This is a genomic window from Rhizobium sp. 2MFCol3.1 (assembly GCF_000377565.1).
Lineage (GTDB): Bacteria > Pseudomonadota > Alphaproteobacteria > Rhizobiales > Rhizobiaceae > Rhizobium.
The window spans coordinates 323,703-348,022 of sequence record NZ_KB898356.1 but is presented as its reverse complement, the minus strand read 5'-3'; the positions used below and the strand labels follow the sequence as shown (position 1 = coordinate 348,022).

Here is a 24,320-nt window from a genome sequence, read left to right as displayed (position 1 = left end):
GCCTCAGCTTCGGCTGGGGCGCTTTCCCGCGAAAAGATCGCTGTAACTTTTCAACAGCTTGGTCATGCGATCGGCGACGGTACGGATCTCCTGGCGATGCCGGTCTTCGTTGTTCATGACGATCCACTGCTGGTGGCGCAGGTCCGGTAGTTCCGAGCCGAGGCGCTGCAGGTCTGGATCAAGATCGCCGACGAAACAGGGCAGCACCGCCTTGCCGGCGCCGGCGCGAACGAGATCGAGCAGCGAGCGCGGGCGATTGACGGTGGCGACGATGGCACCTCCAGCATTGCGGTGCGGCCAGCGCAGATAGTTGGAGATCGCATCCTCTTCTCCGACAGCCAGCCAGCGCTCTTCCTGTTCGCCGGCATTGCGCCTGGCATAGACGGCGTAGGCCACCTCCCCCAACAGCCGCGCGGCGAGATTGTTTTCCTCCGGCTTGAAGGCGCGGATGCCGATATCGATCTCGCGGTAGTTCAGGTTGGCGCGCGCCTCGCCTATCGTCAGCGACACCGCGAAATGGTCGCCGGGCATGCGGACGGCGCCAAAATTCTCGGCCATCAGCCAGGCGACCCAGGTGCCGGCGGCGATCCGTACGGTCGCTCCAACGCTGCTTGCCTGGCGCCAGGCATCGACCTTGCGGGCGGCGGCTTCCATGTCCTTCAAATGTTCGAGCAGAGCCTGGCCATCCGGCGTCAGCCGGTAGCCGGTCTGGCTGCGGGAAAACAGGGTTCGGCCGATCTCCTGCTCGAGATCAAGCATCCGCCGGCCGATCGTGGCGGGGCTGAGCTCGCTTGCGGCAGCCGCTCCCGTCAGACCGCCGAGGCGCGCCACCTGCAGAAAGAGCTGAAAGGAATCCCATTGCGTGCTTTTCATGAGCGAAAAACATAATGGGATTTCTTGCGTTTATGAAGCGAATTTTGACGAATACCCTGTGTCCATCTTCACTCGGAAAGGACATGGTCATGATTGAGTTGATCGCCTTCACGCAGCTTGCGGAGCTCGGCCAGAGGAATTGCGACAGGTATTCGGCGCGGGCCGAAGAAGCCTTCTATCAAGGCTACGGGCAATCGAAGCTTGAGCGCTTCGCCGCTCGCCTTCTCGCCCTGCTACCCACGAAAAAGGGCCGCCCAACGGGCAGCCCTTCGATGATCAAACCTGATGGCAAAGATATCAGGCCGCGTTTCGCATGCGGATCTGCTGGGGCGCCGAAGACGCATCGATGCGGAACTGCTGTATCAGCGACATGAGCGCATCGGCTTCACTCGCCAGCTGGCGGCTCTGCTCGGTGGTATCCTCGACCATGGCCGCGTTCTTTTGCGTCATCTGATCCATCGCGTTGACAGAGCTGTTGACTTCCTGCAGGGCGGCCGACTGGTCGGCGCTGGCGGTGGCGATGGTTTCGACGTGCTTGCTGATCGCGATGATCTCGCTGCTGATCGAGGCCAGCACCGAGCCGGTCTTCTGGACCAGTCCCGAACCTGCCGCGACTTCGCGGGTCGAGGTTTCGATCAGGCTCTTGATCTCGCGCGCGGCATCGGCCGAGCGCTGGGCAAGTTCACGCACTTCCATGGCGACGACGGCAAAGCCCTTGCCGGCTTCACCGGCGCGCGCCGCCTCGATGCCGGCGTTCAGCGCCAACAGGTTGGTCTGGAAGGCGATGTCGTCGATCACCTCGATGATCTGCTCGATCTGCTTGGATGCGGCTTCGATGCGGTCCATCGCGGCAACCGTATCGCCAACCACGACAGTCGAGCTGTCCGCGGTCTTCTTGGTGACGATGACGGCGCTGTTTGCCTCGCGGGCGCGTTCGGCCGACGATCGGACGGTGACGGTGATCTCTTCCACGGCAGCAGCGGTTTCCTCCAGGCTTGCGGCCTGGGCTTCGGTGCGCTTGGAGAGCTCATCGGCAGAGTTGAGCATGGAGCCGGAATTGCGGTGGATCGTCGCCGCGTTGTCGCGGATGCGCGAGAGCGTATCCTGCAGGCGTTCCAGCGAGGCGTTGAAATCAACGCGCAGCTGTTCAAGCCGGCCGACGAAAGGAGTCTCGATCGTTTCCGAGACATCGCCGCGCGACAGGCGGCCAAGACCGGCCGCGAGCTCGGTAACGGCAAACTGGATCTGGTCGTCGAGCGTGCGCTTTTCGGCGTCGTTGCGGCTGCGCTCTGCGTCGCTGAAGGCGCGCTGCTCTGCGGCCTGCGTTTCCAGCGTGAGCCGGGCGCGGGCGCCGTCCTGGAACAAAGCGAGCGCCTTGCCGATCGCGCCGAACTCGTTCTCCTTCTCGGTGCAGGGAATCTTCGTGTCGAGATTGCCAGACGAGATCGTGTTGATGGCGCCCGTCAGCGTCTCGAGCGGACGGATGGTGGCGCGGATCGCGAAGTAGGCGATGACGCCGACGATCAGCAGGACCGCGAGGCCGACGCCGACCACCAAGGTCAGGAGCTGCTGCAGGCTGCTATAGTAGACTTCCATCGGAATGCCGATGAAGAGCACACCAACGGTGGCGCCCGCAGCACTCTTGACCGGGAAGTAGCCGGTCATGAACTTCTTGCCGAAGAGATCGGCCGGGCCGTAATAAGCCTCGCCCTTTGCAAGAACCGCCTGCGCCGGATGGCCGGCAGCCAGCTTGGTGCCGACGGCACGCTCGCCGTTTTCCTTCTTCACGTTGGTCGAGATGCGGACGAAATCGCCGCCCTGACGCTCGAACACCGTGGCGTAGCCCGCGATGGAGGCGGCGGTGCGATCGACGAGAGCATGATCGGTGAGCGACGATGGCAGCTTCTCTTCGCTGACGGCCACGAGCTTGTTGTCGCGAACATCGACCTTCGCCGCCTGATCACCGGCCGCATAGAGCACCGCCATGGCGCGGCTTGCGTCCTTCGCATCGGTGACCGCGCTGGTCATGACGTACGCGCTAAGATTGTAGTATGTTACAGAAACAATCGCCGCTGTACTGAACACCAGAAGAGCAAGCGTGATCGCGACGATCTGCCGGACAATAGACGCAGAGAAAAAACGAAGCATACAAAGACCCCTGAATACTAATCGGGACAAGTTTTAATGCTAAAGTTTTAAAATAAATCCTATCGAAACTGACAAGCATCATGTCCGGCGAAGCGAAAATGCATGGATGATTTCCTGCATGTCCACCATGCCCTGGAAACGCAAATGGCTCCGTCACCGGAGCCATCGCATGTTCGCCTCGATAATATTGGCCGCGATCAGGCGGCGCGGTAGACCTTTTCCTGGCTGCCGCGGTCGATCTTGAACTGCCTGATGAGACCAAGCAGAGCGTCGGCTTCGTTGGCGAGCTCGCGGCTGGCGGCCGTGGTTTCCTCGACCATCGCGGCATTCTGCTGGGTCATCTGGTCCATCTGGTTGACCGTGGTGTTGACCTCCTGCAGCGCGCCGGACTGATCGTGGCTGGCGCGAGCGATGACTTCGACATGCTCGCTGATGGCGACGATCTGCGTGCTGATCTTTGCCAAGACCGTGCCAGTCTGCTGCACGAACTGCGAACCGGAGTTCACCTCGTTGGTCGACTTGTTGATCAGCCCCTTGATCTCCTGTGCGGCAGCGGCGGAGCGCTGCGCGAGTTCGCGGACTTCCATGGCGACGACGGCGAAGCCCTTGCCAGCTTCCCCAGCGCGCGCAGCCTCGATGCCGGCGTTGAGCGCCAGAAGGTTGGTCTGGAAGGCGATCTCGTCGATGACGCCGATGATCTGCTCGATCTGCTGCGAGGCTTCCTCGATGCGCGTCATCGCGTCGATCGCATTGTTGACGACGGTGGCGGAATCATCGGCGCTGCGCTTGGCCTGGCGCACGACCTGATCGGCCTCCTTGGCGCGTTCGGCGGACGAACGCACGGTGACGGTGATCTGGTCTACGGCGGCTGCCGTCTCTTCCAGCGAGGCGGCCTGGTTTTCGGTGCGCTTGGCGAGATCCTCGGCGGACTGGGCCATCTGGTTGCCATTGCCCTGGATCATTTCGACGTTGTCGCGGATCTGGCTCATGGTCGCCTGGAGGCGCATCATCGAGCCGTTGAAATCCTGACGAAGCTGTTCGAGGCGGCCGATAAAGGGCGTGTCGATCGTGGTCGAGATATCGCCCTGCGACATGCGCTCGAGACCAGATGCAAGCGCATTGACGGCAAACTCGATCTGGCGGTCCATCTCGCGCTTTTCGGCGTCGTTGCGCTGGCGCTCATGCTCGGAAGCGGCGCGCTCTTCGTCGCTCTGCTCCTCGATGCGGATCTTGGATATTGCGTTTTCCTTGAAGATGCCGAGCGCGCGGGCCATGTCGCCGATTTCGTCGTGGCGCTGTTCACCCGAGATGCTGGTGTCGAGCGCGCCATCGGCGATGCGGCGCATGGCTGACGTGATCTGGCCGATCGGCCGCTGCAGGGTCAGGACAAGCGCGATGCCGCCGACAACCGAAAGCAGGATGCCGAGACCGGTTGTGAGAACGGAGATGCCATTGGCCTGGGTGCGTTCGACGCCGGCCGTCTGCTTCTGCAATTCGGCAAAGGCGGTGAGTTCGCCCCAGACGGCGTTCAGCTGCGTGCGGGCGGAGGCGTAGTCGGCGACGCGCTGCTCAATGGTAGCGACGAGGCTTTCGGCATCCTTGTCCATCGAGGCAAGCGCCGGCGACATGGCGGCGACGATATCCTCGGCGAAGTTCATGCCCTTGGCGCTGGCGAGCAGCGTATTGAGGTTGGTGCCGAGGGTGGCGATTTCCTGGTGCAGGCGAACGCGGTTGTCCTTGTCCGGCTTGGCGGCGAATTCGCCGAGGACCAGCTGCAGCGAATAGATCGCGCTTTCGAGGCGGCGCGTATCTTCCAGCACGGAGTTGGTCTGGGCGATGCGGCTGTCGAGCTCGACGAAGGTGGTCGTGGCGGCACGCATCATCTGCGTCGCGGTCAGCTGGGTGTAGGTCGACATCTGGCGGAAGCGCGAAACGAGACGTCCGAGATTGGCGATCGCCTCATCGGTGCCGGCGTCGGCGGCGGTCGCCTGCGCCTTCACGTCGCTGATCGTCTGAGCGAGCGACTGCGTCATGCTCTTCTGGTTCTGCGGAACGGAGATCTCGATCAGGCGCTGGGCTTTCAGGATGCCCGGGAGCGCGTCGGTAACCACCTTGAGCTTGTCGGCCGGCAGTTGCGCCTTGCCGAAATCGGCCATCACGGTTGCCAGCGCATCGCCGCCCTTCAGGAGCCGGTCGGCGGCGCGCAGCGTCGCGGTGGCGTTGCCTTCGTCGTTGCGAATGTTTTCCTGCAGCTGCTGGGCGTCGTAATTGACGTTGAAGCGGCTGGAGATCATCACCTTCTGCGCTTCGTCGATCGACTTGCGCAGGGCGACTTCCTGTTCGTGCAGGGTCCAGAGCTTGCCGACCGTGTCGGAGATACCGGAGGTGCCATCGGTGGCCGCCTGCAGATTGGCGCGGCCGGCATTGTCGCCGATCTGCTTCAGCGTGGCGCTCAGCGTCGCATGCTGCGTGGAGACATCTGCGTAGAGCTTGTCGCGCGCTTCCTCATTGGTCACGCGCAGGAAATCGTCCATGGAGCCGAAGAGATCCTTGAAACCGCTCAGCGACTGAAGAACGCTGTTGGAGATCTCCATTCGGCCCTGAAGCAGGCCGGACGCATAAAGGCCGGTGAAGCCGACTGCTGAAATGCTTAAAACAAACGGCAAGACGAAGATGAGGACCTTTGTCTTGATCCTGAAACGGGAAAGAATCCTGTCAATAAACATGGGGGTTCCGGCCTTCCATACACCACTCCTCCCACCGGCGGCGAGATTGCGCGTCGGCTGAGTGCATCGAACATTTTGGAACAATGGGGGATCGCGAGCGCATGCTCGGACGGCAATCATTGCCTGTCACGCCCCGCAAAAAAGCGAGGCGCCCATAAGTCATACTAAAGCTTTGCCGAAGATGCGTTAATTTTTATATAAGCTTAGGTAGCCGGATATCACAGCAAACCGGGCGTTCGCGCGCTTATAGTGCAGGCGCATCGGTGCGCCGCAAGGTCTCGTTGTCTTAAAGGGAGTGCCTTAGAGCATTCGTGGAAGGAAGAGCGCCATGACGGCGGCAGCGGCACTGGCGGCCAGAACGAAGTAGCGGATTGCGACAAGCCGTGTGTCCGGCTGGGCCTTGGCAATTGCGATGGCGCGGGCGCGTCGTGTGTTCTTGTTCATCTGCAGAACCTCACTTCTCTATGTCACAACAATCCAACAAAAGACTGTGCTCGTAAAGCCTTATTTAGGAAGCCAATTTAAGCACGTCATCGGGACAGGATGGCGCACCCTGCTTAAGAACTCTTGAATCCTTCAACTGGTTTCATCTCTACGAAGAATAAGCTTTATAGACTGTCACCAGCCGCGACACCCGAGGCCCAGGCCCACTGGAAATTGTAGCCGCCGAGCCAGCCGGTCACGTCCACGCACTCGCCGATGAAGTGGAGACCGGGGACTGCCTTGGCCTGCATGCTGCGGGAATCGAGCGCTGCTGTGTCGATGCCGCCAAGCGTGACTTCAGCGGTGCGGTAGCCTTCGGAGCCCGAAGGCTTGATCGTCCAGTTCTGTGCGGCATCGACGAGGCGCACCAGCACCTTGTCGGACATGTCAGCCATGTTGCCGGTGACGCCGGCGCGCTCGGTCAGATATTGCGCCAGACGCTTGGGGAGCACCTCGCCGAGTGCTGTCTGCGCCGACTGCCGACCGTTCGCCTGCTTTGCCGCCTTCAAATGTGCGAGGAGATCGATGTCGGGCTCGATGTCGACGGTGATCTCGTCGCCCTCGCGCCAGTAGGACGAGATCTGCAGGATGGCCGGGCCGCTGAGGCCGCGATGGGTGAAGAGCAGCGCTTCGCGAAAGGCGGTCTTGCCGTGGCGCAGTTCGGCGGGGGCGGCGATCCCCGAGAGCGGGGCGACGCTTTCGAGCAATTGCGGGTCGAGCGTCAGCGGCACGAGGCCGGGGCGGGTTTCGATGAGGGGCAGGCCGAACTGTTCGGCGATGCGATAGGCGAAACCGGTCGCGCCCATTTTCGGGATCGACTTGCCGCCGGTGGCGATCACCAGCGAGGTTGCGTGATACTCGCCCTCGGAGGTGGAGACGCGAAAGCCGTCTTCGGTCTTATCGACGGCGACGATCTCGGTGCGCAGCTCGAGCCTTGCGCCCGCCGCCTGCATCTCGTCCAGCAGCATACGGATGATGTCCTTGGCGCTGTCGTCGCAAAACAGCTGGCCGAGCGTCTTCTCATGCCAGGCGATCCTGTGGCGATCGACCATGGCGACGAAGTCCGATGGCGTGAAGCGGGCGAGCGCCGACTTACTGAAGTGCGGATTGGCCGAGAGGAAATTCTTCGGCGAGGCATGAATATTGGTGAAGTTGCAGCGACCGCCGCCGGAGATGCGTATCTTGTCGCCGGGCGCCTTGGCGTGATCGAGCACGACCACCGAGCGGCCGCGCTGCCCGGCGCGGATGGCGCACATCATGCCGGCGGCGCCCGCGCCTATGACGATCACATCGCTTCTTCGCTGCACGGCTGTTTCCTTCGTCGAAAGGCGTCTTCTTTTTCCATCAATAGGCGAAAGTCAACGTGCCTCCCCCCTCGCCAATTGCCAAACTCCGGTTATTATGGCTGCAAGATCAACGCAAACCGGTGTGTCATGTCCCCAAAAAAGACGACGCTGAAGCCTGCCAAGAACGTTCCCGCCTCGAAGAAATCTCCCCCGGACCCTGGATATCTTCGCGGCGTGGCCTCCTGGAAGGAAGCAGCGCAGTTCTTGCGGGCACGCGGGATCGAAGACATCGAATGCATCACGCCAGACCTTGCCGGCGTGCCGCGCGGCAAGATGATGCCGAGCTCGAAATTCACCTCCAACACATCGCTGGCGCTGCCTTCCGCGATCTACCGCCACACGATTTCGGGCGAATACCCCGAGGAAACCGAAAGCTTCCGCTACGAGCCGCGCGACAGCGATCTGAAGCTGGTGCCCGACCTTTCGACGCTTTCCGTCGTGCCTTGGGAGACGGACCCGACCGCGCAAGTGATCTGCGATATCGTCAGCGCCGATGGAGAAGAGGTCCCCTACACGCCGCGCAACGTCTTGAAGCGGATCATGAAGCTTTATCATGACCGCGGCTGGAAGCCGATCGTGGCGCCCGAGATCGAGTTCTATCTCGTCGCCAAGAACGACGACCCCGATTATCCGCTGCATCCGCCGAAGGGCCGCTCGGGCCGCGCCATTCTCGGTGGCCAGGGCTATTCGATCGCCGGGATCAACGAGTTCGACGAACTGATCGACGATATCTACCACTTCTCCGAAAAGCAGGGGCTGGAGATTGACACGCTGATCCACGAAGAAGGACCGGCGCAGCTCGAGATCAACCTTCGCCACGGCAATCCGATCGAGCTTGCCGACCAGGTCTTCATGTTCAAGCGGACGATCCGCGAGGCGGCGATGAAGCATGGCATCTACGCTACCTTCATGGCCAAGCCGATGCAGGGCCAGGCCGGCTCGGCGATGCACATCCACCAGTCGGTCATCCACGAGGACACGGGCAAAAACGTGTTTTCCAACCCCGACGGCTCGCCCTCGAAGGAGTTCTTCCACTTCATCGGCGGCATGCAGAAGTATGTGCCGAGCGCGCTCTGCATGCTGGCGCCCTACGTCAACTCCTACCGCCGCCTGACGCCGGACATGTCGTGCCCGGTCAACAACGCCTGGGGCTACGACAACCGCACGACGGCGTTCCGCGTACCGGTTTCTGATCCGCAGGCGCGGCGTGTCGAAAACCGGCTGCCTAGCTCCGACGCCAACCCCTATCTGGCGCTGGCGGCATCGCTTGCCTGCGGCCTCTTGGGCATCATGAAGGAAATCGAGCCGACGGCGCCGACCGAGGATTCGGCCAATGAAGGCTCGATCGACCTGCCGCGCGGGCTGCTTGAAGCCGTCGCGCTGATGGAGGATGAGCCGGCCTTCGAGGAGGTGTTCGGCCGCGAGTTCATCGGGCTCTATGCCGGCGTCAAGCGCGGCGAGTTCGAGACCTTCATGCAGGTTATCAGCCCGTGGGAACGCGAATTCCTTCTGCTCAACGTGTGAGGATGGCGCCATGACATCCGAACAGAAATGGCAGAGCCCGATCGCGCCCGGCATTTCGTGGTATCAGGCAACGGCGGGCGAGCGGCCCACCTATCCTGAGCTCGACGGATCGAAGACATGTGACGTCGCCATCATCGGTGGCGGCTATACCGGGCTGCAGGCGGCCTATCATCTCGCCAAGGCGGGCGTGTCGGTGGTGCTCATCGAGGCCTGCCGGTTCGGTGATGGCGCGTCTGGCCGCAACGGCGGGCAGCTCGGCACCGGGCAGCGCTCCTGGCCGGAGGAGCTGGAAGAAGAGATCGGCTTCGAGCGCTCCAAGGCGCTGTTCGACCTGGCCGAGGACGCCAAGAAGCACCTGCTTGATTTTGCAACCGAGCATCAGATCGACATCGATTTCATGCCCGGCCAGATGAACGTGGCGCATAAGGCGAGCTACGAGAAGGCCTTTCGCGACAATGCGGAGATCGGAGCGAGCCGCTACGGCTACCCGCACGCCACCTTCATGGACCGCGCGGAAACGCAGGAGCGGCTGGGGTCTACACGCTTTTTCTGCGGCGTGCGCGACACCGGCACCGGCCACATTCACCCGCTGAAGCTCCTGATCGGGCTGGCGCGGGCGACGGCGGCTTCCGGCGCTCAGGTCTTCGAAATGACGAAGGCGACGGCGATCCGGCAGGGCGGCGGCAAGGTGACGGTCGATACGCCGCGCGGCCAGATCACAGCCGACAAGGCATTGATTGCCTGCAACGGCTATATCGACAATCTGGAACCGATCACTGCCAGCCATGTCATGCCGATCCGCTCCTTCATCGGCGCCACCGTGCCGCTCGGCGAGAAATCCACGGTCATTCCTGGTAGCGAGGCGGTTGCCGATTCGCGCTTTGTTGTCCGCTACTTCCGGAAATCGAAGGACGGGCGGCTGCTGTTTGGTGGTCGCGAGGCCTATACGGCAGACAATCCGCGCGATATCTCCGAGCACATCCGCCGGCAGATCGCCGAGATCTATCCCGAACTCGGCAATGTCGAGATCACCCATGCCTGGGGCGGATCGGTCGCGATCACCATGCCGCGGCAGCCCTTCGTGCGCGAAGTCATGCCAGGGGTGACCTCGATCGGCGGCTATTCCGGCCATGGCGTGATGCTCGCGAACTATTGCGGGCGGCTCTATGCCGAAACTGTGATCGGGAAATCCAGGGACCTCGAACTATTCAAGGCGCTGAAAATCCCGGCCTTCCCGGGTGGCCCGGCGATGCGCGCCCCCCTGCTCTTCCTGGCGCTTTCGTGGTTTGCGCTGCGCGACAAGTTTTAGTCAGATTGCGGATTTCCTCACGAGGCTTTTCGATCTAAAACCAGTGCCGGACAAATTCGTTGCAGCGCACACTGGCTTTTTTAAATCGATTAGATTAAAGAGGCCATGAACCAGTCTGATTGAGAGATAGCCTCATGAGCAGCCAAATCATTCCCGTTGAACCTTTCGATTACGTCGTCTTTGGCGGCAGTGGCGACCTTGCCGAGCGCAAGTTGCTGCCGGCCCTCTACCATCGTCAGATCGAAGGCCAGTTCTCCGAGCCGACCCGCATCATCGGCGCCTCTAGAAGCGCGCTGACCCACGAAGAATACCGCAAGTTCGCGCAGGACGCTCTGAAGGAGCACCTGAAAAAGGGCGAGTACGACGAGGCCGAGGTCGCCAAGTTCTGCGAGCGCCTGTTCTACGTGCCCGTCGATGCCCGCTCCGACGCCGGTTGGGACCAGCTGAAGAAGCTGCTCGACGAGGGCAAGGACCGCGTGCGCGCCTTCTATCTGGCCGTCGCACCCGGCATCTTCGGCGACATCTCGCAGAAAATCCACGATCACAAGCTGATCACCAAGACCACCCGCATCGTCGTCGAAAAGCCGATCGGCCGCGACCTGGACTCGGCCCTGCAGCTCAACGACACGATCGGCAAGGTCTTCAAGGAAGAGCAGATCTTCCGTATCGACCACTACCTCGGCAAGGAAACCGTGCAGAACCTGATGGCGCTGCGCTTTGCCAACGCGCTCTATGAGCCGCTCTGGAATGCACAGCATATCGACCACGTGCAGATCACCGTTGCCGAATCCGTCGGCCTCGAAGGTCGTGCCGGCTACTATGACACGGCTGGCGCGCTGCGCGACATGGTGCAGAACCACATCATGCAGCTCGTCTGCCTGGTTGCCATGGAAGTCCCGTCCTCGATGGATTCCGAAGCGGTTCGCGACGAGAAGCTCAAGGTGCTGCGCGCGCTGAAGCCGATCGACGCTTCGAATGTCGAGCAGACCACCGTGCGCGGCCAGTATCGCGCCGGCGCTTCGGCGGGCGGCCCGGTCAAGGGTTACCTCGAAGAGCTCGAAGGCGGCGTGTCCAACACCGAAACCTTCGTTGCCATCAAGGCCGAGATCAACAACTGGCGCTGGGCCGGCGTTCCCTTCTACATCCGCACCGGCAAGCGTCTTGCCGGCCGCATGTCGGAGATCGTCATCACCTTCAAGTCGATCCCGCACTCGGTTTTCGACCAGTCGGCCGGCCGCATCAACCAGAACCAGCTGATCATTCGCCTGCAGCCCGACGAAGGCGTCAAGCAGTCGCTGATGATCAAGGATCCGGGCCCGGGCGGTATGCGCCTGCGCAACGTTTCGCTCGACATGAGCTTCGCCGATTCCTTCCAGGTTCGTAACCCCGACGCCTACGAACGCCTGCTGATGGACGTCATCCGTTCGAACCAGACGCTGTTCATGCGCCGCGACGAAGTCGAAGCGGCGTGGCAGTGGGTCGACCCGATCCTCAAGGGTTGGGAATCCACCGGCCAGAAGGTTCAGGGCTACACGGCCGGCACCTGGGGCCCCAGCCAGTCGATCGCGCTCATCGAGCGTGATGGCCGCACCTGGCACGACAACCTCTAAGGATCGAGAGAATGGCAGCGACCATGCACAATTTTGCCAACGCCGCCGAACTGGCGCGCAACCTTGCCGACAAGGTCGCTGCATCGCTTTCGACGGCCATCGCCAAGAAGGGAACGGCGGAAATCGCCGTTTCCGGCGGCTCGACGCCGAAGGCATTCTTCCAGGAACTGTCGACGCGCGATCTCGACTGGACGAAGGTGACCATCACCCTCGTCGACGAGCGTTTCGTGCCTGCGGATAATCCGCGCTCGAACCATCTGCTCGTGATCAGCAATCTCCTGCAGAACAAGGCGAAAGCGGCAAAGTTCCAGCCGCTCTACCAGTCGGCGGCAACGGTCGAGGAAGCTGCAAAGCTCTCGACGGCGGCCACGGCTTCGATCGGCAATCCGTTCGATGTCGTCATTCTCGGCATGGGCGGCGACGGCCACACGGCATCGTTCTTCCCCGGCGGCAGCAATCTTGCGGTCGCTCTCGACCCGAAGACGCCGCGCGGCATCATCACCATGGACGCTGACGGCGCGGGCGAACCCCGCCTGACCTTCACCTTCTCCAGCCTGCAGGATGCAGGGCTGCTCGTTCTTCACATCGAAGGCGACGGCAAGAAGGACGTTCTGGCAAAGGCCGAGGGTGCCGGCGACGAGGCGGAGATGCCGATTCGGGCAATCCTTCGCCGCGCCGCGACGCCCGTCGACATTTACTGGGCTCCGTAAGCCAACGGCCTTAATGGCCAACACGGCGTAAAGCCGCGAACAGACAATCGAATACCAGCAAACGACAAGGATCTCCCATGTCCGCTCATTCGCGCGTTGCCGCCATCACCAACCGTATCGTCGAACGGTCGAAACCGTCGCGAGAGCTTTATCTCGAGCGCTTGCGAAACGCGGTGGGCAAGAGCGTGGTTCGCTCTTCGCTCGGCTGCGCGAACCTGGCGCACGGCTTCGCGGTCTGTTCCCCCGCCGAGAAGGATGCACTGGCCGGCGACCGTGTTTCCAATCTCGGCATCATCACTTCCTACAACGACATGCTCTCGGCGCATCAGCCGTTCGAGACCTATCCGGCGATCATTCGTGAGGCGGCAGCGGAAGCTGGCGGTATCGCGCAGGTGGCGGGCGCCGTTCCCGCCATGTGCGATGGCGTGACCCAGGGCCAGCCGGGCATGGAGCTCTCGCTCTTCTCGCGTGATCTGATCGCCATGGCTGCCGGTATCGGCCTGTCGCACAACATGTTCGACGCGGCGCTCTATCTCGGTGTCTGCGACAAGATCGTGCCGGGCCTGACGATTGCCGCGCTGACCTTCGGCCATCTGCCGTCGATCTTCGTGCCGGCAGGACCGATGACTTCAGGCCTGCCGAACGACGAGAAGTCGCGCGTGCGCCAGCTTTATGCCGAGGGCAAGGTCGGTCGCGCCGAGCTGCTGGAGGCCGAGTCCAAGTCCTACCACGGACCGGGCACCTGCACCTTCTACGGCACAGCGAATTCCAACCAGATGCTGATGGAGATCATGGGCTTCCATATGCCCGGCTCCTCCTTCATCAATCCGGGCACGCCGCTTCGCGAAGCATTCACCCGCGAGGCGACCAAGCGGGCGCTGGCGATCACGGCGCAGGGCAACGAGTTCACGCCGGCGGGCGAGATGATCGACGAGCGCTCGATCGTCAACGGCGTCGTCGGCCTGCACGCCACCGGCGGCTCGACCAACCACACGCTGCACCTCGTTGCCATGGCGCGCGCCGCCGGCATCGAGCTCACATGGCAGGATATCGCCGAGCTCTCCGAAGTGGTGCCGCTGCTTGCCCGCGTCTACCCGAACGGGCTTGCCGACGTGAACCATTTCCACGCGGCCGGCGGCATGGGCTTCCTGATCAAGGAACTGTTGAAGCACGGCCTGGTGCACGACGACGTGCGCACCGTGTTCGGCCACGGGCTGCAGGCCTACACGATCGATCCGCGCCTTGGTGAGGATGGAAACATCGTGCGCGAGCCCTCCCCGGAAAAGAGCGTCGATCCGAAGGTGCTCGCCAACATCGAAACGCCGTTCCAGGCCAATGGCGGCCTGAAGATGTTGCGCGGCAATCTCGGCAAGGGCGTCATCAAGATCTCGGCCGTGAAGGCCGATCGCCACGTCATCGAGGCGCCGGCGATCGTCTTCCATAGCCAGCAGGAGCTTCAGGACGCCTTCAAGGACGGCAAGCTCAACCGCGACTTCATCGCCGTCGTCCGCTTCCAGGGACCGAAGGCGAACGGCATGCCCGAGCTGCACAAGCTGACGCCGCCGCTCGGCGTGCTGCAGGACCGCGGCTTCCGCGTGGCGCTTCTGACAGACGGGCGCATGTCCGGCGCGTCGGGCAAGGTTCCGGCGGCGATCCACGTGACGCCGGAGGCCGTCGACGGCGGACCGATCGCGCGCATCATGGACGGCGACATCATCCGTCTCGACGCGATCGCCGGCACGCTCGAGGTGCTGGTGGACGCTGCCACCATGGCCGATCGCAAGCCTGTCGTCGCCGACCTCTCTGACAACGAGTTCGGCATGGGCCGCGAGCTGTTCGCCCCCTTCCGCCGCGCCGTCGGCGCGTCCGACAAGGGCGCCAGCGTGCTGTTCCACTGAGGCACGGCGATACAAGATAGAAACGACAAGGCCCGCGAGATCGTCTCGCGGGCCTTGTCTTTTTAATCGTAGCGATCGGCGATCAGCCGCGGATATCGAGCACGCGGTCGCGATGGGCTGGATGGGTGCTGTAGACGAAGATCTTGTTCAGTTCCTTGTCGGTCAGCATGCGCAGGAAGCGGACTTCCACGGTGTTGTTGGGATTAACACGGGTCAGCATGCAGCCGATCTTGGTGATGCGGGCATCGGGAAGATCGAGATAAAACTGACGCGGAAGATTGAACTGCGTCAGGATCGCCAGGACCGCGCTGCTCTTGGAAATGCGGATGATGTCGCAACGGCGCGAGGCCATGTTCATGACGCCCTTCTCGGTATATTCGAGACGCGCGGCGTTCATTGTGTCCTCCATCTTGAACCGCACTTCGCGGTCGTACATGAAGGATTCTTCCTTGTTTAGAAAATGTCCTGATGACTGGGGGCTCGGTGTCGCCACTGTCGTAATCCTCTAAGTATGCAATGAGGAAAGACTACCAAGCGATCTTTAACAGAAAGTTCGAACAGCATAGCGCCGGGCCGCATTATTCACACGGCCCGGGAGCTATTTACAACTTACTTGCGATAGGTTCGACCTTCTGCATCAAAGAGATGCAGCTTCGAACGTTCGGCCGAGAAATGCATCTTCTGGCCACGCTTTACATCATAGATGCCGGGCAGCTTGACGATGATCGGCTCGTTCTGAACGAGACCCTCGATATAGAGCAGCGTCACCTCGCCGAGCGCTTCGACGATCGAGACTTCACCTTCGAAGAGGTAGTCGTCGGCCGGGCCAGCGATGCGTAGGTCTTCGGGGCGAACGCCGAAGCTGGCGGTCTTGCCCTTCTCGGAGGCTGCCGTCGGGATATCGAGCGTGACGGACTTGCCGCCGGTCAGCGTAACGGTGGTCGTGTTGCCGGCTTCCGTGACGGTGGCCGGGATGACGTTCATGGCGGGCGAGCCGATGAACTTGGCAACGAAGAGGTTGGCAGGACGCTCATAGAGCTCCAGCGGCGCGCCAACCTGTTCGATATTGCCGGCGGACAGAACCACGATGCGATCGGCGAGCGTCATCGCCTCGACCTGGTCGTGGGTGACGTAGATCATCGTCGTGTCGGCCATCTGCTCGTTGAGGCGGGCGATCTCGATGCGGGTGGCGACGCGAAGGGCCGCGTCGAGGTTCGACAACGGCTCGTCGAAGAGGAAGACCTTCGGGTTGCGGCAGATGGCGCGGCCGATGGCGACGCGCTGGCGCTGGCCGCCCGAGAGCGCCTTGGGCAGGCGATCGAGATATTTGGTGAGCTGCAGGCTTTCGGCCGCCGCGCGCACGCGACGGTCGATTTCCTGCTTGTTCTCGCCGGCGATCTTCATGCCGAAGGCCATGTTGTCGTAGACCGTCATATGCGGGTAGAGCGCATAGGACTGGAACACCATGGCAATGCCGCGCTTGGAGGGCGGGACGTCGTTGACCAGTTGGCCGTCGATATACATGTCGCCGCCGGTGATGTTCTCCAGGCCGGCGATCATGCGCAGCAGGGTGGACTTGCCGCAGCCCGACGGACCGACGAACACAACGAATTCGCCCTCCTTGATATCAAGATCGATGCCATGGAGCACGTCCACGGCACCGTAGGATTTGCGAATGTCCTTGAGTGTCAGTCCAGTCATCGAGTTCTCCTCCTCCAGAAGTCTCTAGGCGAGCCGAGCGAAATACGCGCCCCAGGCGGGTATATCGATCTTGTCGCCATAGTTATTGCTGACGAAACCATGGCCCGTCAACGCCTGCCAGTTGCCTTCAGGTAGAGCAACCAAGGCTTCGGTCGCGCTCATGTTGAAAACGCAGAGCAGCTTTTCGTTGCCGTATTCGCGTTGGAAGACCAGCATGTCGCCCTGCGGCTCCATGAACTTGATCTCGCCCTTGGCGAAGGCCGGGTGCTGCTTGCGGAAGGCAATGAAGCGGCGATAGTGCTCGAGCACCGAGGCCTCGTCGCCCTGCTGAACGCTAACGGCGCGCAGGATATGTTCGACAGGAACCGGCAGCCATGGCTTGACCGTCGAGAAGCCACCCTGGGCGACCTGACTGTCCCAGACCATCGGCGTGCGGCAGCCATCGCGGCCCTTGAACTCCGGCCAGAACTGGATGCCGTAGGGGTCCTGCAGGTCCTCGTAGGCAAGGTCGGCTTCCGTCAGGCCGAGCTCCTCGCCCTGATAGAGGCAGACGGAGCCGCGCATGGTCATCAGCATCGCCGCATACTGCTTGGCGAAGGCATCGCGATCGGCAACGAGCGAGCCCCAGCGGGTCACATGGCGCACGACATCGTGGTTGGAGAGCGCCCAGCAGGCCCAGCCATCGGGGGCGGCAGCGGCGAAATCGTTCATCACGTCTTCGATGCGCTCGGGCGACAGCGGATCCGGCGACAGGAACTCGAAGGCGTAGCACATGTGCATCTTGTCATCGCCCGACGTGTATTCGCCGACGATCTCCAGACCGCGCTGGCTATCGCCGACTTCGCCGACAGCGGCGATATCCTGGAACTCCTCGAGCACCGCGCGGAAGCGCTTCAGAAAGGCGATATTCTCCGGCCGGTTCTTGTCGTAGATGTGTTCCTGGAAATTGTAGGGGTTGACCGCAGGCGCCGTCGAGGCGTTGCGGCGCTCGGGCGCCAGGGCCGGATTGTCGCGCAATTCCTTGTCGTGGAAATAGAAGTTGATGGTGTCGAGGCGGAAGCCGTCGACGCCGCGCTTCAGCCAGAAGCGGACGACATCGAGCAGACGGTTCTGAACCTCGGGGTTATGCAGGTTGAGATCCGGCTGCGAGGTCAGGAAGTTGTGCATGTAATATTGCATGCGGGTCGGATCCCACGCCCAGGCGGAGCCGCCGAAGATCGACAGCCAGTTGTTGGGCGGGGTGCCATCCGGCTTTGAGTCGCTCCACACATACCAGTCGGCCTTGGCGTTGGTGCGGCTGGAACGGCTTTCGACGAACCAGGGATGCTGATCCGACGAATGCGAGATGACGAGATCGATCATCACGCGGATGCCGAGGCGGTGGGCTTCGGCAATCAGGGAATCGAAATCGACAAGCGTGCCGAAGATCGAGTCGACGTTCTCGTAGTCGGAGACGTCGTAGCCGAAATCGCGCATGGGCGAGGTAAAGAAGGGCGAGATCCAGATGGCGTCGGCGCCAAGGGCCGCGACATGCGGCAATCTCGCGGTAATGCCCTTGAGATCGCCGATGCCGTCGCCGTTGCTATCCTGGTAGGAGCGCGGATAGATCTGATAGATCACCGCGCCGCGCCACCAGTCCTTGTCCACCGTCAGGTTGGATTGAGATGCCATGCTCATATGTGGTCCTGTATTGTCTTCTGATTGTCCTGGGAAATGACTAGCCGCCCTTGACCGAACCCGAGAGCAGACCACGCACGAGATAGCGCTGCAATGCGAAGAAGACGAGCAGCGGTACTATAATCGTGATGAAGGCCGAGGCCGTCAGGATTTCCCAGTTGCCGCCACGCGAGCCGAGCAGCGCATTGAGCGCCCCCGTCAGCACGAGGTGATCCCTGTCGGTGCCGAGGAACACCATAGCGACGAGCAGGTCGTTCCAGACCCAGAGGAACTGGAAGATCGAGAAGGAGGCGAGCGCCGGGAAGGACAAGGGCAAAACGATGCGCGTGAAGATCTCGAAATCGCTGGCGCCATCGACGCGGGCGGATTCGATGATCTCCTTGGGTAGGCCCGCGATGTAGGATCGCAGGAGATAGATAGCGAGCGGCATGCCGAAGGCGGTGTGCGCCAGCCAGATGCCGGGATAGGTCTTGGACGGCGTATCGAGCAGCATGCCGACCTGATTGTAGAGCCTCAGAAGCGGGATCAGCGACATCTGCAGCGGCACGACGATGAGGCCGACGACCAGCGCGATCAGGAGCGCGCGGCCGGGGAATTCCATCCAGCTCAGCGCGTAGGCTGCGAAAGCGGCGATCAGGATCGGGATGATCGTGGCCGGGATGGTGACCGTCAGCGAGTTGATGAAGGACTGGCCGATCCCCTCGCCCGTCAGCACCGTGCGATAGTTCTGCAGAGTGAACTCCGGCGGCGTGGCGACGGACACGTAGACGCGGCGGCCGCCGTCATCCGGGCCGAAGGCGGCGTTCTTGGCGTAGCGATAGGTGCCGTCTTCGTTGACCGTGAGCGTGAGGCCATCGCCGAGATCGGCGGTCTCGCCCGCCTTGTAGGCCGAGGGCTGTGCGACGCGGGTGCCGAAGGCATTGATCGAGCGTCCCTCCTGGCCATCCAGCACATTGCCTGAGATGACGTAAGCGGGGCCATCCTGCTTCTGCTGATCGACCTGCCCGAGGCGGGCGGCCACGGTGCGCGACGAGCCGGAGAAGGCGGTCCACCAGCCGGAGACGACGATCTGGTCCTTGTCGCGCAGCGCGCTGACGAAGATGCCGAGCGTCGGGATGAGCCAGATGATGACGATCAGTAGGACGGCAGCGTGGACGAACAGGCGGGCCGGGCCGATCTTGAAGAAATCGCGGGTCAGGGTCATCTCACTTGCCTCCCATTTCGCGATTGGCGCGGCGGACGTTCCACACCATGATCGGCGTGACGGCCAGCATGATGATCAGCGCAATGACCGCACTTCGGCCGCTGTCGCCGCCGCCGCGGAACATCCAGTTGAACATGAGATTGGCGAGAACCATCGTGTCCCACTGACCGTTGGTCATGGTGAGCACGATATCGAAGACCTTCAACACGAGGATGGTGATGGTGGTCCAGACGACGGCGATCGTGCCCCAGACCTGCGGCACCATGATGCGCCAGAAGATCTGCCAGCCATTGGCGCCATCGATAACGGCGGCCTCGATGGTTTCTTCCGGAATTCCGCGAAGGGCGGCCGACAGGATGACCATGGCAAAGCCGGTCTGGATCCAGATGAGGATGATCATCAGGAAGAAGCTGTTCCAGAAGGGTACCGAGATCCACACCTGCGGCGTGCCGCCGAAGAGTTGGACGATGGCATTCAAGAGGCCGATCTGCGTGGCGTTGCCGCCGCGATACTCGTAGATGAACTTCCAGATGACGGAGGCGCCGACGAAGGAGATCGCCATCGGCATGAAGACGATGCTTTTCGCGATATTGCCCCACCAGATGCGGTCGGTCATGACGGCGATAACGAGGCCGAAGAAGGTGCAGGCCGCCGGAACGACGGCAAGCCAGAGGATGTTGTTGAAGATCGACTGGCGGAACTCGCGGTCACCCAGAGCCCACTGGTAATTGCTGAAGCCGACGAACTGGGCTCCGGAGCGATCGTAGAAGGACAGGATGACCGTCGCGACCACGGGATAGACCAGATAGACGACCAGCAGGAAGAGCGCCGGGAACAGGAACAGCCACGGCCTGATGATGGAGCGGCGGTTGAGGTTCTGCGAGGCGGCGCGAATGTCGCCGTCCTTCACCGGAAGCGCCATATCAAGGAGCTTGTTCGAGAAATAGAAATAGGCCGCGCATGCGAATACGGCGACGACCACGACCCCCAAAGCGGAAACCAGCTGCGATAGCATTCATCCCTCCCCTGATGCCTACGTCTTTTTGAAATCACGCCGCCTGATGGCCGGGCACGCTGCAGCGAGCGCAAGAGGCGGCGATGGCCGGCGCTTGTGACGGCATCCGGCCAGGCATTTGCATCCATGCCGCCGAGCAGGCGGCATGGAGATCAGGCGATGTTACTTGATGCCGTCCCAGGCGCTCTGGATTTCCTTGGCGGTATCCTGAGCGGACTTGCCGCCGACGAAATCGACCATGCCGGTCCAGAAGGCGCCGGCGCCGATCTTGCCGGGCATCAGGTCGGAACCGTCGAAGCGGAACGTCGTTGCCGTCGTCAGGATCTCGCCTTCGCGCTTCATCTGCTCGTTGGCGTAGGCGGCCGTGTTGACGCCCTTGTAGGGTGTCAGGAAGCTCGACTGCGCCATCCAGACTTCATGCGCGATCGGCGTCTTCAGGAATTCCACGAAGGCGCGAGCCGGCTTGGAATCCTTGGCGATGGTGACCAGCGTACCTGCGCCCAGAACCGGCTTGCCGAGTTCGGGATGCGAGGCGAAGGTCGGCATGTAGAAGAAGTCCGCATCCTGGCCCATCTTCGTTCCTTCAGGGAAGAAGGACGGGATGAAGGACGCCTGGTGGTGCATGTAGCACTTCGGCGGCACGGCGAAGAGGCCCTTCGGGCTATCGCGGAAGTCGGTCGAGGCAACAGCCTTGACGCCACCATCGACGTACTTCTCGTTCTTGGCGAACTTGCCGAACTCGTCGATGACGGAGACGACTGCGGGATCATCGAACTTCAGTTCGTTGGTGGTCCACTTGTCGTAGGCTTCCGGCGGCTGCATACGCAGCATCAGGTCTTCGATCCAGTCGGTTGCCGGCCAGCCGGTGGCGCCGCCGGAACCGAGACCGATGCACCACGGAACGCCGCCGTCCTTGACGATCTGCTCGGAGAGAGCCTGCAGCTCTTCCATCGTGGTCGGGACCTTGTAGCCCGCTTCCTTGAAGTTTTCAGGCACGTACCAGACCAGCGACTTCACGTCGGCCTTGTAGGGGAAAGCGAAGAAGGCGTCCTTGCCGTCCTTGCCCTTGTAGGTGCCGTAGCCGACCCAGCTGTCGCCGGCGCCGTAATTATCCTTGATCCACTTGGAGTTTTCATCGCCGAGCGGCGCCAGGAAGCCCTTGCTGGCCAGATCGGCGAGAAGGCCGGGCTGCGGCAGGATCGCGATGTTCGGCGGCGATCCGGCCTGGGTATCGATGACGATCTGCTGTTCGTAGTTTTCCGAGGACGAATACTTGGCGTCGATGCCGGTCGCCTCGGTGAAATAGGCGAGAATGCTGCGGAACAGCGTCTCGTCCTCGCCGCGCCATGGCCCGAAGATCGTCAGCTCCTGGCCCTTCAGGTCGGCATTGGCCGCCTTGAAGTCATCGTAGCTCTTCCAGTTGAACTTGGCGTCCTCGCCCGGCGCGAATTTCAGATCGGCCGCGGACGCGCCGCCGGCCAGAAGCGCTGCCACGGCAACGCCCATCAAAAATGACTTTTTCATGTGATCAACCTCCCATCACAATCCCAATCACGCCCTGCAACCGAAATTCCAAAGCGCTTTGACAACGAACTCATTTCACTTTCGGCATAAAAGAGTCAAGGCAATTCGCAAAACCCACCTCGGGGCCTTTGAATATCGCAATGCAGCAACGCCTATGGGGCAATATGGAGCGATTTTTCTTGAGTCAAGCGGCGCAGCTGCTACATTGCTAAAAGCGCTTTGGATGCCATTTGGGAGACATGACCTCCAAGGCGTTGGAGGAAGTTTAACACGTGAATCTGAAACAGCTATCGGAAATGCTGGGCCTGTCCCAGACGACGGTGAGCCGTGCGCTGAACGGCTATCCCGAGGTCAACGAGGCGACACGCGAGCGGGTGCTGCGCGCCGTGCAGGAAACCGGCTATCGTCCCAACAAGGCCGCGCAGCGGCTGGCAACCGGCAAGGCGGGCTCGATCGGCCTCGTCATGCCCACCGCGCCCGGGCATTATTCCGACGTGCATTTCGGCGAATTCCTGACCGGGCTTGGCGAGGAAGCGGTAAGGCACGACTTTCATTTCGTGATCATGCCCGCCGATCCCGACGACGAAGTGGGCGCGCTGAGGCGGCTGGCGATCAGCGGCAATGTCGACGCACTGTTCGTGGCCTATATGCGCGGCCACGATCCCCGGCTGCCGCTCCTGAAGTCGCTCTCCATGCCGTTTCTCGTGCATGGCCGCTCGTTTGGGATTGAGCCGGATTACCCCTATCTCGACATCGACAATGAGGGCGCCTTCTACGATGCGACGCGGCTGCTGCTGCAGCTCGGGCATACGCGTTTCTGCCTGCTGAACGGGCCGGAGCATCTGGATTTCGCGATCCGCCGCAAGAAGGGCGTGGTCTCGGCACTTGCCGAGCGCGGGCTGGAGCTGCCGGAGAACTGCACCAGCCACATGTCGATGACCGACGAGCACGGGCAATTCGCCATGGAACGCTTTCTGCAGCTGCCGGAGCCGCCGACGGCCATTCTCTGTTCCAGCACGGTACTGGCGCTTGGCGCTATCCGCGCGGTGACGCAAGCGGGGCTGAAGCTCGGCGAGGACATTTCGCTGATCGCCCATGACGACGTGCTGCCGCATCTGAAGCCGGAGAATTTCTCCGTGCCGTTGACGACGACGCGCTCATCGTTGCGCGCGGCGGGTGTTCGGATCGCCGAGCGGCTGATCGGGACCGTCAAGCAGGACGGCCCCTTCCCCGAACAGGAACTGTGGAAGACGGAGTTGATCGTGCGGGCGTCGACGGGTGCCGCGCCGCGCTAGAGCCTTTCCTGGTTAGATTGAAACATTCTGTTGGCTCAAACGGAGTCGGATGGTCGTCCGGCCGGCGCGTGTCGTAGCCAACGCATACGGCCAAGCCGGCCGGACGATCAGGCGGCCCGTTTCAGCCAACCCGAAGGGCCGGGCATCTTTCCGCCAGGATCAAAGGCGATCGGCTCGACCGTACCTAGGGGTATGCCCTTCGCCAATCGCCTTTGCCCTGACTAAAACCTGCGCCGGCAGAATGCTTCAAGCTAACCAGGAAAGGCTCTCGATCAGAACTTCGGCGGCGTCTGGCCGGCGGCGCGGTGCGCGGCGATCACGGTGTTGGCCATCAGCATGGCGATGGTCATCGGACCGACGCCACCGGGGACCGGGGTGATGACATCAGCGACTTCGGCGGCCTCGGCGAAGGCGACATCGCCCACGAGGCGCGTCTTGCCCTCGCCCTTTTCGGGCGCTGCGATACGGTTGATGCCGACATCGATCACCGTGGCGCCGCGCTTGACCCAATCGGCCTTGACCATCTCGGGACGGCCGACGGCGGCAACCAGAATATCGGCGCTGCGGCAAACAGACGGGAGATCCTTGGTTCTCGAATGGGCGATGGTCACCGTGGCGTTGGCGTTGAGCAGAAGCTGCGCCATCGGCTTGCCGAACAGATTGGACCGGCCGACGACAACGGCGTTGAGCCCGGAGAGATCCTCGCCGTGGGTGCGGCGCACGAAGACCATGGCGCCGGCGGGCGTGCAGGAAACGAGGCCGGTCTCGAGATCGCCGACCGCCAGCTTGCCGGCGTTGACGACGTGGAGACCATCGACATCCTTCTCGGGCAGGATCGACTGGATGATCGGCTCGGAATTCAGGTGCTTGGGCAGCGGCAGTTGCACGAGGATGCCGTGGATCGTGTCGTCAGCGTTAAGCGAGGCTACCAGCGCGGCTAGGTCTTCCTGCGTCGTCTCGACCGGCAGCGTGTGCTGCACGGACTTGAAGCCGCATTCCTTTGCCATTTTGCTCTTGGAGCCCACATAGGCGTGGCTTGCCGGATCGTCGCCGACGATGATGACCGCGAGACCGGCCTGAACGCCGCTCTGCTTGTCCAATGCCGCGGTCGCCGCCTTCACCGTGTCGATGACCGAAGCTGCAACCTGTTTGCCGTCGATTACTGTCGCCAAGACCGTCTCCCTGCCATTGCCCGCCATTCTACTCGGCGGCATCGGGCACAATTTGCCTGTCCACGCCCTATCCTGCCTGAAACGAGAAATGCAAGAACAATCATG

The 24,320-nt window shown here is 62.1% G+C and carries 18 protein-coding genes; 6 read left to right on the top strand and 12 right to left on the bottom strand.

Annotated elements, in window-relative coordinates:
- Positions 1-3: 3 nt before the first annotated feature.
- The 5 genes from D460_RS0110380 to D460_RS0110360 form a co-directional block, all read right to left on the bottom strand.
- Positions 4-873: a LysR family transcriptional regulator gene (locus D460_RS0110380; protein ID WP_018898478.1), complete on the bottom strand. Its 870-nt coding sequence runs from the start codon at positions 871-873 to the stop codon at positions 4-6.
- Positions 874-1,170: 297 nt separating this feature from the next.
- Positions 1,171-3,021 (bottom strand): methyl-accepting chemotaxis protein, encoded by a 1,851-nt coding sequence (locus D460_RS0110375; protein ID WP_026283004.1) that lies wholly within the window; start codon positions 3,019-3,021, stop codon positions 1,171-1,173.
- 197 nt (positions 3,022-3,218) lie between these two features.
- Positions 3,219-5,747, bottom strand: coding sequence for a HAMP domain-containing methyl-accepting chemotaxis protein (locus D460_RS0110370; protein ID WP_018898476.1), 2,529 nt, complete (start codon positions 5,745-5,747; stop codon positions 3,219-3,221).
- A gap of 300 nt (positions 5,748-6,047) precedes the next feature.
- Positions 6,048-6,191 carry a hypothetical protein gene (locus D460_RS36365; protein ID WP_018898475.1) on the bottom strand — a complete coding sequence of 48 codons (144 nt, stop codon included), beginning with the start codon at positions 6,189-6,191 and terminating at the stop codon, positions 6,048-6,050.
- Between the two features lie 164 nt (positions 6,192-6,355).
- Complete coding sequence (locus D460_RS0110360; protein ID WP_018898474.1) at positions 6,356-7,537, bottom strand: aminoacetone oxidase family FAD-binding enzyme; 1,182 nt, start codon at positions 7,535-7,537, stop codon at positions 6,356-6,358.
- A gap of 126 nt (positions 7,538-7,663) precedes the next feature.
- On the opposite strand from D460_RS0110360, the gene D460_RS0110355 reads away from it, so the two are divergent.
- From D460_RS0110355 to edd, 5 genes are all read left to right on the top strand, one after another.
- A complete protein-coding gene (locus D460_RS0110355; RefSeq protein WP_018898473.1) occupies positions 7,664-9,100 on the top strand; it encodes a glutamine synthetase family protein in 1,437 nt (478 codons plus the stop codon).
- 10 nt (positions 9,101-9,110) lie between these two features.
- Complete coding sequence (locus tag D460_RS0110350) at positions 9,111-10,409, top strand: FAD-binding oxidoreductase (RefSeq protein ID WP_018898472.1); 1,299 nt, start codon at positions 9,111-9,113, stop codon at positions 10,407-10,409.
- 134 nt (positions 10,410-10,543) lie between these two features.
- On the top strand, positions 10,544-12,019 hold the full coding sequence (gene zwf / locus D460_RS0110345; protein WP_018898471.1) for a glucose-6-phosphate dehydrogenase: 1,476 nt from the start codon (positions 10,544-10,546) through the stop codon (positions 12,017-12,019).
- A gap of 11 nt (positions 12,020-12,030) precedes the next feature.
- Positions 12,031-12,729 carry a 6-phosphogluconolactonase gene (pgl, locus tag D460_RS0110340; protein ID WP_018898470.1) on the top strand — a complete coding sequence of 233 codons (699 nt, stop codon included), beginning with the start codon at positions 12,031-12,033 and terminating at the stop codon, positions 12,727-12,729.
- A 77-nt stretch (positions 12,730-12,806) separates the two neighbouring features.
- A complete protein-coding gene (edd, locus tag D460_RS0110335) occupies positions 12,807-14,627 on the top strand; it encodes a phosphogluconate dehydratase (protein ID WP_018898469.1) in 1,821 nt (606 codons plus the stop codon).
- An 82-nt stretch (positions 14,628-14,709) separates the two neighbouring features.
- Here the strand turns inward: edd and D460_RS0110330 are convergent, their stop codons facing one another.
- The 6 genes from D460_RS0110330 to D460_RS0110305 all read right to left on the bottom strand — a co-directional run bounded on the left by D460_RS0110330 (position 14,710) and on the right by D460_RS0110305 (position 21,748).
- On the bottom strand, positions 14,710-15,063 hold the full coding sequence (locus tag D460_RS0110330; protein WP_018898468.1) for a hypothetical protein: 354 nt from the start codon (positions 15,061-15,063) through the stop codon (positions 14,710-14,712).
- 173 nt (positions 15,064-15,236) lie between these two features.
- A complete protein-coding gene (ugpC, locus tag D460_RS0110325) occupies positions 15,237-16,328 on the bottom strand; it encodes a sn-glycerol-3-phosphate ABC transporter ATP-binding protein UgpC (RefSeq protein ID WP_018898467.1) in 1,092 nt (363 codons plus the stop codon).
- Positions 16,329-16,352: 24 nt separating this feature from the next.
- Positions 16,353-18,005, bottom strand: coding sequence for an alpha-glucosidase (locus tag D460_RS0110320; protein WP_018898466.1), 1,653 nt, complete (start codon positions 18,003-18,005; stop codon positions 16,353-16,355).
- 40 nt (positions 18,006-18,045) lie between these two features.
- Complete coding sequence (locus D460_RS0110315) at positions 18,046-19,209, bottom strand: ABC transporter permease subunit (protein WP_018898465.1); 1,164 nt, start codon at positions 19,207-19,209, stop codon at positions 18,046-18,048.
- 1 nt (position 19,210) lies between these two features.
- Positions 19,211-20,224, bottom strand: a complete 1,014-nt coding sequence (locus D460_RS0110310) for a sugar ABC transporter permease (RefSeq protein WP_018898464.1) — start codon at positions 20,222-20,224, stop codon at positions 19,211-19,213.
- Between the two features lie 162 nt (positions 20,225-20,386).
- Positions 20,387-21,748 (bottom strand): ABC transporter substrate-binding protein, encoded by a 1,362-nt coding sequence (locus D460_RS0110305; RefSeq protein ID WP_026283002.1) that lies wholly within the window; start codon positions 21,746-21,748, stop codon positions 20,387-20,389.
- A gap of 272 nt (positions 21,749-22,020) precedes the next feature.
- Here D460_RS0110305 and D460_RS0110300 point away from each other — a divergent pair, with 272 nt between their 5' ends.
- Positions 22,021-23,043 (top strand): substrate-binding domain-containing protein, encoded by a 1,023-nt coding sequence (locus D460_RS0110300; RefSeq protein WP_026283001.1) that lies wholly within the window; start codon positions 22,021-22,023, stop codon positions 23,041-23,043.
- A gap of 272 nt (positions 23,044-23,315) precedes the next feature.
- Here the strand turns inward: D460_RS0110300 and folD are convergent, their stop codons facing one another.
- Positions 23,316-24,215, bottom strand: coding sequence for a bifunctional methylenetetrahydrofolate dehydrogenase/methenyltetrahydrofolate cyclohydrolase FolD (gene folD, locus D460_RS0110295; RefSeq protein WP_026283000.1), 900 nt, complete (start codon positions 24,213-24,215; stop codon positions 23,316-23,318).
- Positions 24,216-24,320: the final 105 nt, after the last annotated feature.